Source organism: Yoonia litorea (assembly GCF_900114675.1).
Lineage (GTDB): Bacteria > Pseudomonadota > Alphaproteobacteria > Rhodobacterales > Rhodobacteraceae > Yoonia > Yoonia litorea.
Window position 1 is genome coordinate 568,163 of sequence record NZ_FOZM01000002.1, and the last position, 14,555, is coordinate 582,717.

Genomic DNA, 14,555 nt, shown 5'->3' on the forward strand with positions numbered 1-14,555 from the left:
GTTGGATTTGCAAAAATTGCAGGAAGTGGGCAGATAGCAAAACCAACCTAGCTTGTCCAGTGCCCCGCATAGGAGAAAACCGATGGCCCCAGACGCCTCCGATCCGACACTTGATGCGCTTGTTGACGCAGCACTGCCGCATGTGGCTTTCGATGGCTGGTCGCCCGCCACATTCGAGGCCGCCGTGCGCGATGCCGATATTGAACCGGCGCTGGCCCGCACCATTTGCCCGCGCGGTGCAGTGGATCTTGCCGTGGCTTATCACAAACGCGGTGATGCCGCGATGGTCGCCGCAATTACCGATGCCGACCTCAGCGATATGCGTTTCCGAGACAAGGTCGCCCATGCGATCCGTTTGCGCCTGCAGGTGATCGACGACAAAGAGGCTGTCCGCCGCGGCACCACCCTTTTTGCCTTGCCGCATATGGCCGCTGACGGGGCCAAGCTTGTCTGGGGCACAGCCGATGCCATCTGGACAGCACTTGGCGACACCTCGCGCGATGTAAACTGGTACACCAAGCGGATGACTCTTACAGGCGTCTATAGTGCCACCGTGCTTTACTGGCTGGGGGACGACAGCCTTAACGGGCAGGCCACCGACGCTTTCATTGATCGCCGGATCGACAATGTGATGCAGTTTGAAAAAGCCAAGGCGCAGGTAAAAGCGAACCCTTTGCTCAAACCTTTGGCGACCACGCTGGAAAAATTGACCGCTGGCGTCAAAGCGCCATCACAGGCGGCTGACGCCGATCTGCCCGGCATCTGGCGCGACACGAACCCGCCGCAGTAGACCGCAGCGCCATCAACAGGCCGGGCCAGCGCGCGCCCCAAGTGTTTGTCAATCCAGCCCGAATGTCTCATAGCTGTGACAAAGCGAAAGGATGCGGCAATGAAGGCAATCGAGATCAGCGCACATGGCGGACCAGAGGTTCTGACACCCACAGAGCGCGAGATGCCGACACCGGCCGCCGATCAGGTCGTGATCAAAGTGGCCTATGCGGGTGTCAATCGCCCAGATGCCTTGCAACGTGCCGGTCTCTATAACCCGCCGAAAGGGGCAAGCGACCTTCCAGGTCTTGAGGCCTCTGGCGAGGTCGTGGCTTGCGGGGCGAATGTGACCTCGCCCAAAGTGGGCGATATGGTCTGCGCGCTGCTGCCGGGTGGTGGTTACGCCGAATATGTGGCTACGCCTGCCGCGCACTGCCTGCCAGTCCCGTTCGGGCTGACGATGGCGCAAGCCGCCTGCCTGCCAGAGACGTTCTTCACCGTCTGGTCCAATGTCTTCATGCGCGGCGGACTGAAGGCGGGTGAGCGGTTCCTGGTCCATGGCGGCAGTTCGGGCATCGGCACAACGGCGATCCAGCTTGCGCGGGCCTTTGGTGCGCGGGTCTTTGCGACTGCCGGTTCGGATGAAAAATGCGCCGCCTGCACTGATCTGGGCGCAGAGGCGGCCTTTCACTACCGCGAGACCGATTTCGTTGAAAAAATGAAAGAAGTCGGCGGCGCTGACCTGATCCTCGATATGGTGGGTGGGCCGTATATTCAGCGCAATCTCAAGGCTTTGGCTGATGACGGACGGTTGGTCCAGATCGCATTCCTGCAAGGACCGAAAGCTGATCTGAACCTTGTGCAACTGATGACGCGCCGTCTGACCATCACCGGATCAACCCTGCGTCCTCAGTCTGATCTGGCCAAGGCGCGGATTGCCGATGATTTGCGCCAGCACGTCTGGCCGCTGATTTCCTCTGGCAAGATCGGGCCGGTGATGGATCAGGAATTTGCCTTGGATGATGCCGCCGCCGCCCATGCCCGCATGGAAAGCAGCGCGCATATCGGAAAGATCGTTCTGAAGGTTAGCTGACGGACTGCGTGTCAGTGCCGGGCTATGCGGGGCGTTTGTCCTTGAACGGCGCCATGCCAGCGCGTGCCAATTCATCCGCGCGTTCGTTTTCAGGGTGTCCGGCGTGGCCCTTGACCCATTCCCATGTCACGTCATGGCGTTGGGTCGCCTCATCAAGCCTGCGCCAGAGCTCTTCGTTCTTGACCGGTTTTTTGGCGGCTGTTTTCCAGCCCTTTGCTTTCCAGCCGTGTATCCATTTGGTGATGCCGTCTTTGACATAGACGCTGTCGGTGACAATGGTGATCCGGCTTGGCCGCCCGAGTGTTTCCAGCGCGCTGATCGCGGCGAGCAATTCCATGCGGTTGTTGGTGGTTGTCGGTTCGCCGCCGCTGAGCGCGCGCTCTTTGACAACGCGCTCCCCGTCACGTGCAACTAGCAGCACACCCCAGCCCCCGGGGCCGGGATTGCCTGAGCAGGCACCGTCGGTATAGGCGAAAACCTCAGCCATTCTTGCGTGCCAACATGATCACAAAGGGGTCCTCAGTCCCTGCGCAGCCCTTTTCGCAGCCTTCGCGCGTTGCGGTGACGGTCAGGCCCGCATCACTGATCAGCGCGTCCAGTTCAGGGACCGTCACGTAGGTGTAGTTCCGGTCCAGGCGGTCGCGGCCCTCTCCAGAGCCGGTCTTCATCCCGACGTGCAGCACGCCACCTTTGCGGAGCGCCCGTCCGATCGCACTGAAATGTGCGGGCAGGGCGGCGCGCGGCGCATGCAGAAGCGAGAAATTGGCCCAGACGCCGTCATAGGCCTCAATCGCATCAAGCTCTTCGAACCGCATGATGCGCGCGCCGATCTGGTGCCGTTCGTTGGCCAAGGCGACCATGCCGCTTGAGGCATCGACCGGGTCGGGCGTAAATCCGGCCGCGCGCAGATAGGCAGAGGCCTGCGCAGGCCCGCACCCCAGATCCAGCACGCGCCCGCCCTTTGGCAGCAGCGCCATAAAGGCGCGCAAGCTGGCATCGGGGGATTGCGAGGCGAAGGCCTTTGCATAATCCGCTGCGGCCTGATCGTAAAAGGCAATCGTGCGCGGGTCGCTCATCAGAAAACCAGCGGCAGATAGCTGATCACAACGATCCCCGTTAGCAGCACCCGCAGGTGCATCCACCATTGTGGTGCAAGGCCCAGCCGCCAGAAATGCCAATCCAGCATCAACAGACCGAGAAAGCCCACGATCAGGTTCACGGCTGCCGTTGTCGGCCCGCCGCCCGTCATGAAAAAGGCCCAGAGGGCAGGAATGACCGACAGGATATAGCCAGCGGTTGCGGCGCGGCCTGTGGCTTTGGTCGCAAATCCCCACAGGACGCCTGACATGAACGACAGGATCACAGCCCCGTAGAACAGCTGCACATATGGGCCGACAAAACGCCCGCCAAAGGTCGCCAGCCCCCAACTTTGCAGTTGTGGAAACAGAATGGTCGCGGCCCCCCACAGAAAGGGGATCAAACCGGCAAGGCCGAGGATCAAGGCAGAGCGTGGAATGCTGTTCATCAGTAAGCCTCGTTGATCAGGCGCGCTCAAACGCAAGCCTTACGGCCAGTGCGCCGAAGATCGCTGCAAATGTGCGATTCAGCCACGCCATGATGCGCGCGCTTTGCAGAATTCTCTGTCGGGTGAATGCCGCGCAGGTGCCATAGACGATAAAGATACCAAAGGTCATCAACATGAAGATGGCGCCAAGCAGGAGCATTTCGGCAGTGGCATTTGCGGGATCGCCTGAAAGAAACGGCGGCAGAAGCGCAAGGAAGAAGATCGACAGTTTCGGGTCCAGAATATTGATCAATGCGCCGCGCCGGGCAATGTCGCACCAGGCCTGTCGTGTTGCATCAGGCTGGATCGCCAGCGCCCCTCCGCTGCGCAGTGCCTGCCATGCCAGATAGAGCAGATATGCAACGCCTGCGAATTTCACGATGTTGAAGAGCACCGCGCTGGTGTGCAGCACGGCTGCCAGTCCCAGAATGGCAGCCAGAAGATGCGGCACGATCCCAAACGTGCATCCCAGCGCAGCCGCGATTGCTGCGCCTCGTCCCTGACCCAATCCGATGGCAAGCGTATAGATCACGCCAGTGCCGGGGGCGACGCAGACAACAAATGCTGTAATGAGAAATTGCAGGCTGATCATCAGGCGGGCACCCGCAGCACGCGCGGCACCTTGAACTCGACGTTCTCCTCGGCGGTGACCACCATCTCGACCGTCGTGTCAAAGCGGTCCTTGAAGGCGTCAATGACCTCATTGATCAGAACCTCAGGGGCGGAGGCCCCGGCGGTGATCCCGATTGAGCTGATCCCCTCAAGCGCGCGCCAGTCGATGTCCGTCGCACGTTGCACAAGCTGGGCATAATTGCAGCCAGCGCGTGCGCCGACCTCGACCAGACGTTTGGAGTTTGACGAATTCGGTGCGCCAACAACCAGCATGGCGTCACATTTTGGCGCCATCGCCTTGACGGCTTCCTGCCGGTTGGTGGTGGCGTAACAGATGTCTTCTTTATGCGGACCGACGATGTTCGGGAAGCGCTTCTGAAGTGCGGCCACAATATCGGCGGTGTCATCAACCGAGAGTGTCGTCTGCGTGACAAAGGCCAGCTTGTCAGGGTCGCGCACGGTGACGTCTGCCACATCCTCGACCGTTTCGACCAGCAACACCTCGCCTTCGGGAAGCTGTCCCATGGTGCCCACGGTTTCGGGGTGGCCTGCGTGGCCGATCATGATCATCTGCAACCCGTTGTCGGCGTGGCGCTGCGCCTCGATATGGACCTTGCTGACCAGCGGGCAGGTGGCATCGACGTAGATCATCTCGCGCTTGGCAGCAGCGGCCGGGACAGACTTGGGCACGCCGTGGGCCGAGAAAATCACCGGCCTGTCATCGGGGCATTCGTCGAGTTCCTCGACAAAGACGGCTCCTTGTTCACGCAGGCTATCGACCACGAATTTGTTGTGCACGATTTCATGCCGGACATAGACCGGCGCGCCCCACTTTTCGAGGGCCATCTCGACGATCTTGATGGCACGGTCGACACCGGCACAAAAGCCGCGCGGTGCAGCAAGATAGAGCGTGAGGGGTGGTTTGGTCATGGGAAACTCCGGCTTTGCACCAGAGGTAAGGCTTTGACGCCATCAGGTCCAGAGCGTCAGGCCACGAAGCGCCAGTTGGCGCTTCGTGAGCAGTGTCTTAGACTTCTGCGGGTTCGCGGTCGCGGACAACCTCTTCGCGCGGTTCGCGCGCCGGACGCCCGACAACATCGCGCAGTTCATCCAGTTCGATGAAGTTGTCGGCCTGACGGCGCAACTCGTCAGCGATCATCGGCGGCTGGCTGCGGATCGTGGAGACAACTGAGACGCGCACGCCCTTGCGTTGAAGCGCCTCGACCAAAGGCCGGAAGTCGCCGTCACCCGAAAACAGGACAACGTGATCGACATGCGGGGCCAGTTCCATCGCATCGACGGTCAGTTCGATGTCCATGTTCCCCTTCACCTTACGGCGGCCCATGCTGTCGGTGTATTCCTTGGCCGGCTTGGTCACCATTGTGAAGCCGTTGTAGTTCAGCCAATCCACAAGCGGGCGGATCGGCGAATACTCGTCGTTTTCCAGCAAGGCTGTGTAGTAGAATGCCCGCAAGAGCTTGCCCCGACGCATGAACTCTTGGCGTAGCAGTTTGTAGTCGATGTCAAACCCGAGCGACTTTGCCGCAGCGTAAAGATTTGATCCATCAATAAAAAGCGCAAGGCGCTCGTCCCGATAAAACATATCAATTCCTCTCAAATGCGACCTTGCGCCGTAGTCCCCCGTGAGTGTTATGGGTGGCGCAGGTTCTGCCAGTAAATAAATGACAGCACTGGTCTGGCAAGCACGGAGGGAAGGCCCTATGCGCCAAGTTACGCTCATATCCTTAGGGAGTAATGATATATCCTTTTGGGGTAGTCCGTTTGAAACGGTGACCCGCGCGGTCGCGGCGCTTGAGGCGCTTTCGGTGGCGCCGGTCAGGACAAGCCGGTTTTACAAAACCCCCGCATTTCCTAAAGGAAACGGGCCTGATTTCGTGAATGCGGTGGCGGAGATCACCACTGATCTGACCGCGCAAAAGTTGCTTGATGCCCTTCACGCGATTGAGGCGGAAGCAGGCCGTGAACGTAGCGTCAGGTGGGGTCAGCGTGGGTTGGACCTTGATTTGTTGACGTTTGGTCAAGCAGTCATGCCCAACGAACAGGCGTTCCTGAAATGGCGCGACCTGCCCTTGGCAGCCCAGACAAGCGGTGCGCCGGAGGAACTGATTCTCCCGCATCCGCGCATTCAGGACCGCGCATTTGTGCTTGTTCCCATGTGTGAGATCGCCCCTGATTGGCGACATCCTGTCTTTGGGCGCACCGCAGAGGCGCTTTGCGCTGCATTGCCTGAGGATGACCGTGCAGAGGTTGTGCCTTTGGCGTCTGATTAGGGGGCCTGAATTTCCTGTTTGCACATGCAGCGCGCCCCTTGCCATTCTGCCAAGAACCCCCTAAGTAGGCGGCTTCCGAAGCCCTTTAATCCTTGACTGGAGTGTGCATATGGCCCGCGTCACCGTAGAAGATTGCGTCGATAAGGTTCCAAACCGGTTTGAACTGGTCATGCTTGCTGCCCATCGCGCCCGCGAGATTTCTGCCGGTGCGCCGATCACTGTTGCACGCGACAACGACAAGAACCCTGTTGTCTCACTGCGCGAGATTGCCGAGGAAACACAGCTTTCCGACGACCTGCGTGAGCGCATGATCGAGGCCAACCAGACCCAGATCGAAGTTGACGAGCCTGAAGAGGATAGCATGTCCCTTCTGATGGGGGCCGAGGCTGACAAGCCTGCCGAGGACGATCTTTCCGAAGAAAAACTGCTGCGCGCCCTGATGGAGGCGCAGGGTCAGCGCTAAGGGCGCGCCCATAGCGGCACCGACCGGTGTTGGACCAGATGACGACAGCAGATGAACTGATTGCGCTGGTCCGCACTTACAACCCCAATACAAATCAAGCGTTGCTGCGAGAGGCCTTTGCCTTTGGCGCAGAAATGCATGAAGGCCAGTTCCGGCATTCGGGTGAACCTTACTTTACCCATCCGGTTGCTGTTGCCGGTATCCTTGCCGAACAGCAGATGGATGACGCCACGATCATCACTGCGCTGCTTCACGACACGATCGAAGATACCAAGGCGTCGTTTGCCGAGGTTGAGAAACGCTTTGGTCGCGAGATTGCGGAACTGATCGACGGTGTCACCAAGCTGACCAATCTGCAGCTGACCTCCACGCAGACCAAACAGGCCGAAAACTTCCGCAAGCTCTTTATGGCGACCTCGCGGGATTTGCGTGTCACCTTGGTCAAGCTTGCCGACCGTTTGCACAACATGCGCACGATCAGATCCATGCGTCCTGAAAAACAGGTGCAAAAGGCGCGCGAGACGATGGACATCTTTGCGCCGCTTGCCGGTCGCATGGGGATGCAGTGGATGCGCGACGAGTTGGAGGACCTTTCGTTCAAGGTTCTCAACCCCGAAGGCCGCAACTCCATCATCCGCCGCTTTATCACGCTTCAGCGCGAAACCGGCGATGTGTTGCACAAGATCATGGCCGATATGCGGGTCGAGTTGGAAAAGGCCGACATACAGGCCGAGGTGAGCGGTCGCGCAAAGAAGCCCTATTCGATCTGGCGCAAGATGCAGGAGAAGGACCAGGGGTTCAGCCGACTGTCCGACATCTACGGCTTCCGGGTGATCGTCGCGACCGAGGCCGATTGCTACCGCGTGCTGGGCGCCATCCATCAACGCTGGCGCGCGGTGCCGGGGCGCTTCAAAGACTACATCAGCCAGCCCAAATCGAACGGTTATCGCTCCATCCATACAACCGTCTCAGGTCGCGATGGCAAACAGGTCGAGGTGCAGATCCGCACCCGCGAAATGCATGAGGTTGCCGAGACCGGCGTCGCCGCCCATTGGTCTTACAAGAATGGTGAAAGGGTTGAGAACCGTTTTGCCGTTGATCCGGTTCACTGGATCTCTGCGCTGACCGAACGCTTGGACGACGGACAGGACCATGACGAGTTCCTCGAAGCGGTCAAGCTTGAGATGTATCAGGACCAGGTGTTCTGCTTTACGCCGAAAGGAGATGTGATCAAGCTGCCTCGCGGTGCCACGCCGATTGATTTTGCCTATGCGATCCACACCCGTATCGGATCGGCTTGCGTCGGAGCCAAGGTGGACGGGTTGCGCGTGCCGCTCTGGACGCGGCTGAAGAACGGTCAATCGGTCGAGGTGATCACCGCCGAAGGGCAGACCCCGCAGGCCACGTGGATCGATATTGCCGTGACCGGCCGGGCCAAGACCGCAATCCGCAGGTCCTTGCGTGAAGAGGACCGCGAGCGTTTTGTCCGATTGGGCCGTGAACTGGCGCGGGTCGCCTTTGAACAGGTGGGCAAGCGCAGCACCGAAAAGGCGTTGCGCACCGCCGCCAAAGCCTTGGCCATCGACGGTGTCGAAGAAATGCTGGCCCGCCTGGGCAGTGCCGAGATCACAGGCCGGACCGTTGTCGGGGCGATTTATCCCGAGCTTGAGATGCAGCGTGGCGACGAAATCGACGCTGCCCGCGCGGTTATCGGTCTCAGCCCTGATCAGGAACACCAACGCGGGGCCTGCTGCCAGCCCGTTCCGGGCGAGCGCATTCTGGGCATCGCGTTTCGCGGCCACGGCGTTGTGGTCCATGCCATCGATTGCGAGGCGCTTGCCGACTATGAGGACCAGCCTGACCGGTGGATCGACCTGCATTGGCAGGAAGGCAATCACAAGCCCGTGAATACGGTCACCTTTGACGCCACAATTGCCAATGATGCTGGTGTGTTGGGACGAATTTGCACATTGATCGGCGAACAGAACGCCAATATCTCTGACCTCAAGTTCATTGACCGCAAACCTGACTACTTCAGACTGTTGATCGACGTGGACTTACGCGATGCAGAACATCTGCACCGCGTCATCACCGCGCTGGAAGCGGAAAGCAATGTATCGTCGATCGTGCGGTATAGAGACCCCGGGCTAGTCAGCGTGGGAGCGGGCGCGCCCCGCAGAGAGGGATGACAAGGATTGGTCTTCAAACGTAGGGATAGACGGGCGGTCGGGCGGATCGCGCTTGACCTGATCTATCCTCGTGGCGGTTGGGCCCGTGCCTTTGAATACGTCAAACACCGCGTCCGTCGCCTGCCTGATACGCCGCAAAAGATCAGTCGCGGTATCTGGGCAGGGGTCTTTGTCTGCTTCACACCTCTGTTTGGTCTGCACATCGTCTGTGCCCTGCTGATCGCCCGCGTGTTGCGCGGCAACATGCTGGCCGCCGTGATGGCTACGTTCTTTGGCAATCCGCTGACCTTTCCGGCTGTTGGCTATGTCTCGATCAACCTTGGCTCATGGTTGCTGGGATTGCCGCAAGGCAAGAACATCCATCTTGGACAGAAATTCGCCGATGCAAGCTATGACCTCTGGCATAACTTCCTGGCGGTTTTCACCACCGAGAAGATCAACTGGGCCGGGATGCAGGTCTTTTACAATGATGTGTTCTTTCCCTACCTCGTCGGCGGGCTTGTCCCCGGTTTGATTACCGCGACAGCGTTCTATTATCTTTCCGTGCCGGTGATCAGTGCCTATCAGAAGCGCCGGAAGAAGGCTTTGCGGGCCAAGCTTGACCAGTTGAACAAAAAGGCGTCCTCTGCCCGCAGCGCCGAAAACTGACGCCAAGGAGACAGCAATGACGGACAAGCTACGCTTGGGTGTGAACATCGACCACGTCGCCACCGTGCGCAACGCCCGTGGCGGTGCTGTGCCTGACCCTGTGCGCGCGGCGATCATGGCCGAAGAGGCTGGCGCAGACGGTATTACCGCCCATCTGCGCGAGGACCGCCGCCATATCTCCGACGCTGATATCGAAGCGCTGATGGAGGCGCTGCAGGGCCCGCTGAATTTCGAGATGGCCGCAACCGCCGAAATGCAGGCAATAGCCTTGCGCCATAAGCCACATGCGGTCTGCATTGTGCCTGAAAAACGCGAAGAGCGGACCACCGAAGGCGGGCTTGAAGTTGCGCGTGAAGAAAACGCGCTGGCCCATTTCATTGCACCGCTGCGTGAGGCTGGCAGTCGCGTGTCGATCTTTATTGCCGCCGACCAGCGCCAGATCGAGGCTGCACACCGGATCGGGGCCGAGGTGATTGAATTGCACACCGGCGCGTATTGTGACGCCCACGCCGAAGGGCGGTTCGAGACACGTGACGAGGAACTCAAGAAGCTGACGGATATGGCGGCCTTTGCCCATGACTTGGGTCTTGAGGTCCATGCGGGCCACGGGCTGACCTATGATTGCGTCGGGCCGATTGCGGCGCTGCCACAGGTGATGGAGCTCAATATCGGGCATTTCCTGATCGGTGAGGCGATCTTTCGCGGTCTGCCCGATGCCATTGCCGAGATGCGCCGCATCATGGATGCAGCACGCCAATGAGCGGGACGCAGGATCTGCAAATGACGCCGGTCGAGGCCGAAGCGATGACCGCCGTCACCGACCATGCCTGCCGGTTGCATGCTGACGGCAAGGATATCGTCTTTACCGCAGCCATTGTGAAAGACGACAAAATCATCGCCGAGGCCCGCAATGAGGTCGCTGATACCGATGACCCCAGCCGCCATGCAGAGGTCGTCGCCATTGCCGAGGCGACGCGCAAGCTGGGGGAACGTGACCTGTCTGGTGCGACCCTGATCGCGTCATGCCAACCGTGCGAGATGTGTCTGTCAACCATGCGCTGGGCTGGTATCTCTCGCGTGATCTTTGCCGCGCAGCAGGAAAACATCTCTGACGCGTTCTTCCGGTTTCCGAAATTGACGATCTCGGATTTCCATGCCGCGTGTGATGGTGCGTTCGCCTATCTTGGCGGCGTGCAGGAATCGCGGGTCGCGCATATCTACAGCGATGAGGGACAATCGTGATCCAGCATATCGTCATGCTGGACCTGCCTGCTGACCACGACAGCGCCGAGCTTGCCAATGTCATGGCCGGTCTGGGTGCGTTGATGCATGAGATAGACGGATTTCTGGCATTTGCGCACGGCCCAAATCGCGACTTTGAAGGAAAGTCACCCGACTGCGCCTATGCCTTTGTCTGCACCTTCGCGGATGCGGCGGCCGTCAGCGCCTATCATCGCGACCCGACCCATCAGGCCCTGGGCGCGCGACTGGTTGCGTTGTGTCAGGGCGGCGCCGACGGGATCACTGTTGTGGATATGGAGGCAGAGGGATGATCCTCGGTGTCGGAACTGATCTGGCCAATATAGACCGCATTGCAGGCACGCTTGAGCGGTTCGGGGATCGTTTTCGCAACCGTGTCTTTACCGAGATCGAACAGCGCAAAGCAGAGCGCCGCAAGGACGTCGCTGGCACCTACGCCAAAAGGTGGGCCGCCAAGGAGGCCTGTTCAAAGGCGCTTGGTACCGGTTTGCGTATGGGGATTTCGTGGAAGGATATGGCCGTCAGCAACCTGCGCACGGGCCAGCCGGTGATGCATGTAACAGGATGGGCGGCCGAAAGGCTGAAAGAGATGACCCCAGACGGGCACGAGGCCATCATCCATGTGACATTGACCGATGATCACCCATGGGCGCAGGCCTTTGTCGTGATCGAGGCAAGGCCCATTGCTTGACAGCATGACTGCGCAGCATCATGTAGCGCCAAACCGCATAAGGAATGACACATGGCAGAGAGTACAGGCGTGATCGCGTGGTTGTGGGATACCCTCAAGACGATCTTCTGGGCGCTGGTCCTTGCTGGCATCTTTCGCACCCTGTTTTTCCAACCCTTCTGGATTCCGTCAGGCTCGATGAAAGACACGCTGCTGATCGGTGACTTTCTGTTCGTCAACAAGATGGCCTACGGCTATTCCTATGCCTCTTGCCCGTCGGTGCGTATTCCCGCCATCGGTCTTGATCTTGGCGCAGATGATTTCTGCGGCTTTATCGAGGACCGCGAAGAACGCTTCTTCGGGTCAGACCCCGAACGCGGTGATATCGTGGTTTTCCGTCATCCGGTTGACGGGCGCGACTTCATCAAGCGCGTGATCGGTCTGCCCGGTGACCGTATCCAGATGCGCGATGGTCTGCTCTATATCAATGACGAGGCCGTGCAGGTGGAACCGGCAGGGACATTCACCGAAATCATGGAGCCGCAGGGCCCGTTGGGTGTCCGTCCGCAATGCGCCAATGGCGTTGTGGGGATGGGGGCAGTTTGTGAAAAGGAACGCTTTATTGAAACGCTGCCCAACGGGGTCAGCCATGCGATCCTGAATATCGGGCCACGCGCGACCGATAACACCGGCGTCTATACCGTGCCTGAGGATATGTTCTTCTTTATCGGTGACAATCGTGACAATTCCACCGACAGCCGTGTGCCACAGGTCAATCGCGGGGTCGGCTTTGTTGAGCGCAAAGATCTGGTCGGGCGTGCTGATCGTGTGATGTTCTCCTCCGCTGGCCGGTCCATGCTGGCCTTCTGGACATGGCGGTCGGATCGTTTCTTCAAGGCGCTCGATTGAAGCTCTCAGCCGATCTCAAAGCCTTTGAAGGGCGGGTAGGCTATCGCTTTGTGACGCCAGCGCATCTGATCCGCGCGGTCACCCATTCGTCGATGTCGTCCGCCCATCGCGACGACAACCAGCGGCTTGAGTTTCTGGGTGACAGGGTGCTCGGTCTGGTAATGGCAGAGGCTTTGTTGCAAGCCGACCCAAACGCCTCTGAAGGGCAGCTGGCGCCGCGATTCAATGCGCTGGTGCGGCGCGAAACTTGTGCCGATGTGGCCCGCACGATTGATCTGGGCGCGGTGCTCAAACTGGGCCGCTCTGAAATGAAGTCCGGTGGCCGCCGGAAAGAGGCGCTTCTGGCCGATGCCATGGAGGCGGTGATTGCCGCAGTCTATGAGGATGGCGGTTTCGACGCGGCCCGCGCCCTGGTCCTGCGGCTTTGGGGTGACCGCATTCATCAGGTCGAAGATGACGCCCGCGACGCCAAGACCGCCTTGCAGGAATGGGCGCAGGCGCGCGGCGAGGTGCCGCCGCAATATGTCGAGGTGGCCCGTAGCGGCCCTGATCATCAGCCGGTCTTCACCATCGAGGTGCGGTTGGCCTCCGGGGCCTCCGAACAAGCCACCGCAGGGGCAAAGCGGCAGGCCGAACAAGCGGCAGCAGCCGCACTTTTGAAGAAAGTCAGCACATGAGCGAGGCGCAGACAAAAGCAGGGTTTATCGCCCTGATCGGCGAACCCAATGCGGGCAAATCAACGCTTCTGAACCGGATGGTGGGGGCGAAAGTCTCGATTGTGACCCATAAGGTGCAGACAACGCGTGCGCGTATCCGCGGCGTTGCGATGGAAGGCAATTCACAACTTATCTTCATCGACACTCCCGGTCTTTTCAAACCGCGGCGGCGGCTTGACCGCGCGATGGTCGCGGCGGCATGGGGCGGGGCGGCTGACGCCGATATCGTGGTTCTTCTGATCGAGGCCCATCGCGGCATCACAGAGGGCGTGTGTCGCATCATCGAAACACTGCAGGAACGAGAGACAAACGTGCCCGTCGCCCTTGCCATCAACAAGATCGACAAGGTGAAATCCGAGGCGCTTCTGGCGCTGACGCAGGACATGAATGACGCCTATCCTTTTGTCGAAACCTTCATGATCTCGGCAGAACGCGGCCATGGCTGTGACACCTTGCGGGCGTGGCTTGCCGAACAATTGCCTGAAGGGCCGTTCCTTTATCCCGAAGACCAGATCGCCGATCTGCCGATGCGGATGATTGCGGCCGAAATGACGCGTGAAAAACTGACCCTGCGGCTGCATCAGGAGTTGCCCTACGAACTGACGGTCGAGACCGAAGGCTGGGAAGAGCGCAAGGACGGCTCGGCCCGCATCGACCAGATCATCTATGTGGCCCGTGACGGGCATAAGGGTATTGTGCTGGGCAAGGGCGGCGAGACGGTAAAGGCCGTCAGCAAAGCGGCGAGGCTTGAACTCGAAGACTTCCTTGGGCGTCGCGTGCATCTCTTCCTGCAGGTGAAGGTTCGCCCGAACTGGCTCGAAGAGGCCGCGCGCTATTCCGAGATGGGTCTTGATTTCAAAGACGGCAACGCGTGAGGCTCACCGCTGACATCTGGGTGTCGGCCTATCTTGCGCGCCTGCGCCTGATCAACATCCCGGCTTTTGTGGTCCAGAAGGGTGATGCCACAGCCGGTGCGGTGCTGATCAAACTCAACACACTTGACGGGCAGGCCTGCTGTTATCAGCGCAGTTTCGATCTACTGACTGGCGCGCGCCGCTGGGTGGTGCTGGCCGAGGGGGCTGAGGCGGAGGTTGATGCCACTGTCGCGCGCCAATGCGGTTTTGATCCTGATCTTTGGGTGATCGAGGTCGAGGACAGACACGGTCGTCATCTTCTGGATGAACCCGGGCTCGAATGACTTTTATGCCTTCGGCGAGAGTATTTTCGGCAAAATGATAACCATATTTTAACCATGGCTCCGCCAAGCTGCGATCACGGTACAGGCTGGAGAGCCGATGACCGTGCAAAGTGATGACCGCACAGTCATCCGGGGCAAAATGGTGTTCATCATTTTGTCCCAAATACTCCCCCG

Annotated in this window: 20 protein-coding genes; 14 read left to right on the forward strand and 6 right to left on the reverse strand. The window is 59.6% G+C overall.

Annotated elements, in window-relative coordinates; genetic code table 11:
- Positions 1-82 precede the first annotated feature (82 nt).
- The gene (locus tag BM316_RS12905) at positions 83-790 is read left to right on the forward strand and encodes a COQ9 family protein (RefSeq protein WP_090209235.1); all 708 of its coding nucleotides are present in this window, start codon (positions 83-85) and stop codon (positions 788-790) included.
- Between the two features lie 99 nt (positions 791-889).
- Positions 890-1,861 (forward strand): NAD(P)H-quinone oxidoreductase, encoded by a 972-nt coding sequence (locus BM316_RS12910; RefSeq protein ID WP_090209238.1) that lies wholly within the window; start codon positions 890-892, stop codon positions 1,859-1,861.
- A gap of 22 nt (positions 1,862-1,883) precedes the next feature.
- Here BM316_RS12910 and rnhA read toward each other — a convergent pair whose 3' ends face one another.
- The 6 genes from rnhA to BM316_RS12940 all read right to left on the reverse strand — a co-directional run bounded on the left by rnhA (position 1,884) and on the right by BM316_RS12940 (position 5,640).
- Complete coding sequence (gene rnhA, locus BM316_RS12915) at positions 1,884-2,348, reverse strand: ribonuclease HI (RefSeq protein ID WP_090209241.1); 465 nt, start codon at positions 2,346-2,348, stop codon at positions 1,884-1,886.
- Positions 2,341-2,937, reverse strand: a complete 597-nt coding sequence (locus tag BM316_RS12920; RefSeq protein ID WP_090209244.1) for a class I SAM-dependent DNA methyltransferase — start codon at positions 2,935-2,937, stop codon at positions 2,341-2,343. Before BM316_RS12920 ends, rnhA begins: the two co-directional genes overlap by 8 nt.
- Complete coding sequence (locus BM316_RS12925; RefSeq protein ID WP_090209247.1) at positions 2,937-3,386, reverse strand: DUF3429 domain-containing protein; 450 nt, start codon at positions 3,384-3,386, stop codon at positions 2,937-2,939. The genes BM316_RS12920 and BM316_RS12925 overlap by 1 nt, the downstream gene beginning before the upstream one ends.
- Before the next feature lie 16 nt (positions 3,387-3,402).
- Positions 3,403-4,017 carry a LysE family translocator gene (locus BM316_RS12930; protein WP_090209250.1) on the reverse strand — a complete coding sequence of 205 codons (615 nt, stop codon included), beginning with the start codon at positions 4,015-4,017 and terminating at the stop codon, positions 3,403-3,405.
- Positions 4,017-4,967 carry a 4-hydroxy-3-methylbut-2-enyl diphosphate reductase gene (gene ispH / locus BM316_RS12935; protein WP_090209255.1) on the reverse strand — a complete coding sequence of 317 codons (951 nt, stop codon included), beginning with the start codon at positions 4,965-4,967 and terminating at the stop codon, positions 4,017-4,019. Before ispH ends, BM316_RS12930 begins: the two co-directional genes overlap by 1 nt.
- A 97-nt stretch (positions 4,968-5,064) precedes the next feature.
- Positions 5,065-5,640, reverse strand: coding sequence for a LabA-like NYN domain-containing protein (locus BM316_RS12940; RefSeq protein ID WP_090209258.1), 576 nt, complete (start codon positions 5,638-5,640; stop codon positions 5,065-5,067).
- Positions 5,641-5,758: 118 nt separating this feature from the next.
- On the opposite strand from BM316_RS12940, the gene folK reads away from it, so the two are divergent.
- The 12 genes from folK to BM316_RS13000 all read left to right on the forward strand — a co-directional run bounded on the left by folK (position 5,759) and on the right by BM316_RS13000 (position 14,381).
- Entirely contained in the window at positions 5,759-6,328 is a 570-nt protein-coding gene (gene folK, locus BM316_RS12945) for a 2-amino-4-hydroxy-6-hydroxymethyldihydropteridine diphosphokinase (protein WP_090209261.1), read from the forward strand.
- A gap of 109 nt (positions 6,329-6,437) precedes the next feature.
- On the forward strand, positions 6,438-6,791 hold the full coding sequence (gene rpoZ / locus BM316_RS12950; RefSeq protein ID WP_090209263.1) for a DNA-directed RNA polymerase subunit omega: 354 nt from the start codon (positions 6,438-6,440) through the stop codon (positions 6,789-6,791).
- 38 nt (positions 6,792-6,829) lie between these two features.
- Positions 6,830-8,980 carry a RelA/SpoT family protein gene (locus BM316_RS12955; protein ID WP_090209266.1) on the forward strand — a complete coding sequence of 717 codons (2,151 nt, stop codon included), beginning with the start codon at positions 6,830-6,832 and terminating at the stop codon, positions 8,978-8,980.
- 6 nt (positions 8,981-8,986) lie between these two features.
- Entirely contained in the window at positions 8,987-9,628 is a 642-nt protein-coding gene (locus tag BM316_RS12960) for a DUF2062 domain-containing protein (RefSeq protein ID WP_090209268.1), read from the forward strand.
- Between the two features lie 16 nt (positions 9,629-9,644).
- The gene (locus BM316_RS12965) at positions 9,645-10,388 is read left to right on the forward strand and encodes a pyridoxine 5'-phosphate synthase (RefSeq protein ID WP_090209271.1); all 744 of its coding nucleotides are present in this window, start codon (positions 9,645-9,647) and stop codon (positions 10,386-10,388) included.
- Positions 10,385-10,870, forward strand: coding sequence for a nucleoside deaminase (locus tag BM316_RS12970; protein WP_242649899.1), 486 nt, complete (start codon positions 10,385-10,387; stop codon positions 10,868-10,870). Before BM316_RS12965 ends, BM316_RS12970 begins: the two co-directional genes overlap by 4 nt.
- A complete protein-coding gene (locus BM316_RS12975) occupies positions 10,867-11,181 on the forward strand; it encodes a Dabb family protein (protein WP_242649900.1) in 315 nt (104 codons plus the stop codon). The genes BM316_RS12970 and BM316_RS12975 overlap by 4 nt, the downstream gene beginning before the upstream one ends.
- A complete protein-coding gene (acpS, locus tag BM316_RS12980) occupies positions 11,178-11,579 on the forward strand; it encodes a holo-ACP synthase (RefSeq protein ID WP_090209273.1) in 402 nt (133 codons plus the stop codon). Before BM316_RS12975 ends, acpS begins: the two co-directional genes overlap by 4 nt.
- Positions 11,580-11,630: 51 nt before the next feature.
- Positions 11,631-12,467 carry a signal peptidase I gene (gene lepB, locus BM316_RS12985; RefSeq protein WP_090209276.1) on the forward strand — a complete coding sequence of 279 codons (837 nt, stop codon included), beginning with the start codon at positions 11,631-11,633 and terminating at the stop codon, positions 12,465-12,467.
- Complete coding sequence (gene rnc / locus BM316_RS12990; protein WP_090209279.1) at positions 12,464-13,144, forward strand: ribonuclease III; 681 nt, start codon at positions 12,464-12,466, stop codon at positions 13,142-13,144. Before lepB ends, rnc begins: the two co-directional genes overlap by 4 nt.
- Positions 13,141-14,058 (forward strand): GTPase Era, encoded by a 918-nt coding sequence (gene era / locus BM316_RS12995; RefSeq protein ID WP_090209282.1) that lies wholly within the window; start codon positions 13,141-13,143, stop codon positions 14,056-14,058. The genes rnc and era overlap by 4 nt, the downstream gene beginning before the upstream one ends.
- The gene (locus BM316_RS13000; protein WP_090209284.1) at positions 14,055-14,381 is read left to right on the forward strand and encodes a DUF1491 family protein; all 327 of its coding nucleotides are present in this window, start codon (positions 14,055-14,057) and stop codon (positions 14,379-14,381) included. Before era ends, BM316_RS13000 begins: the two co-directional genes overlap by 4 nt.
- The last annotated feature ends 174 nt before the right edge of the window (positions 14,382-14,555 follow it).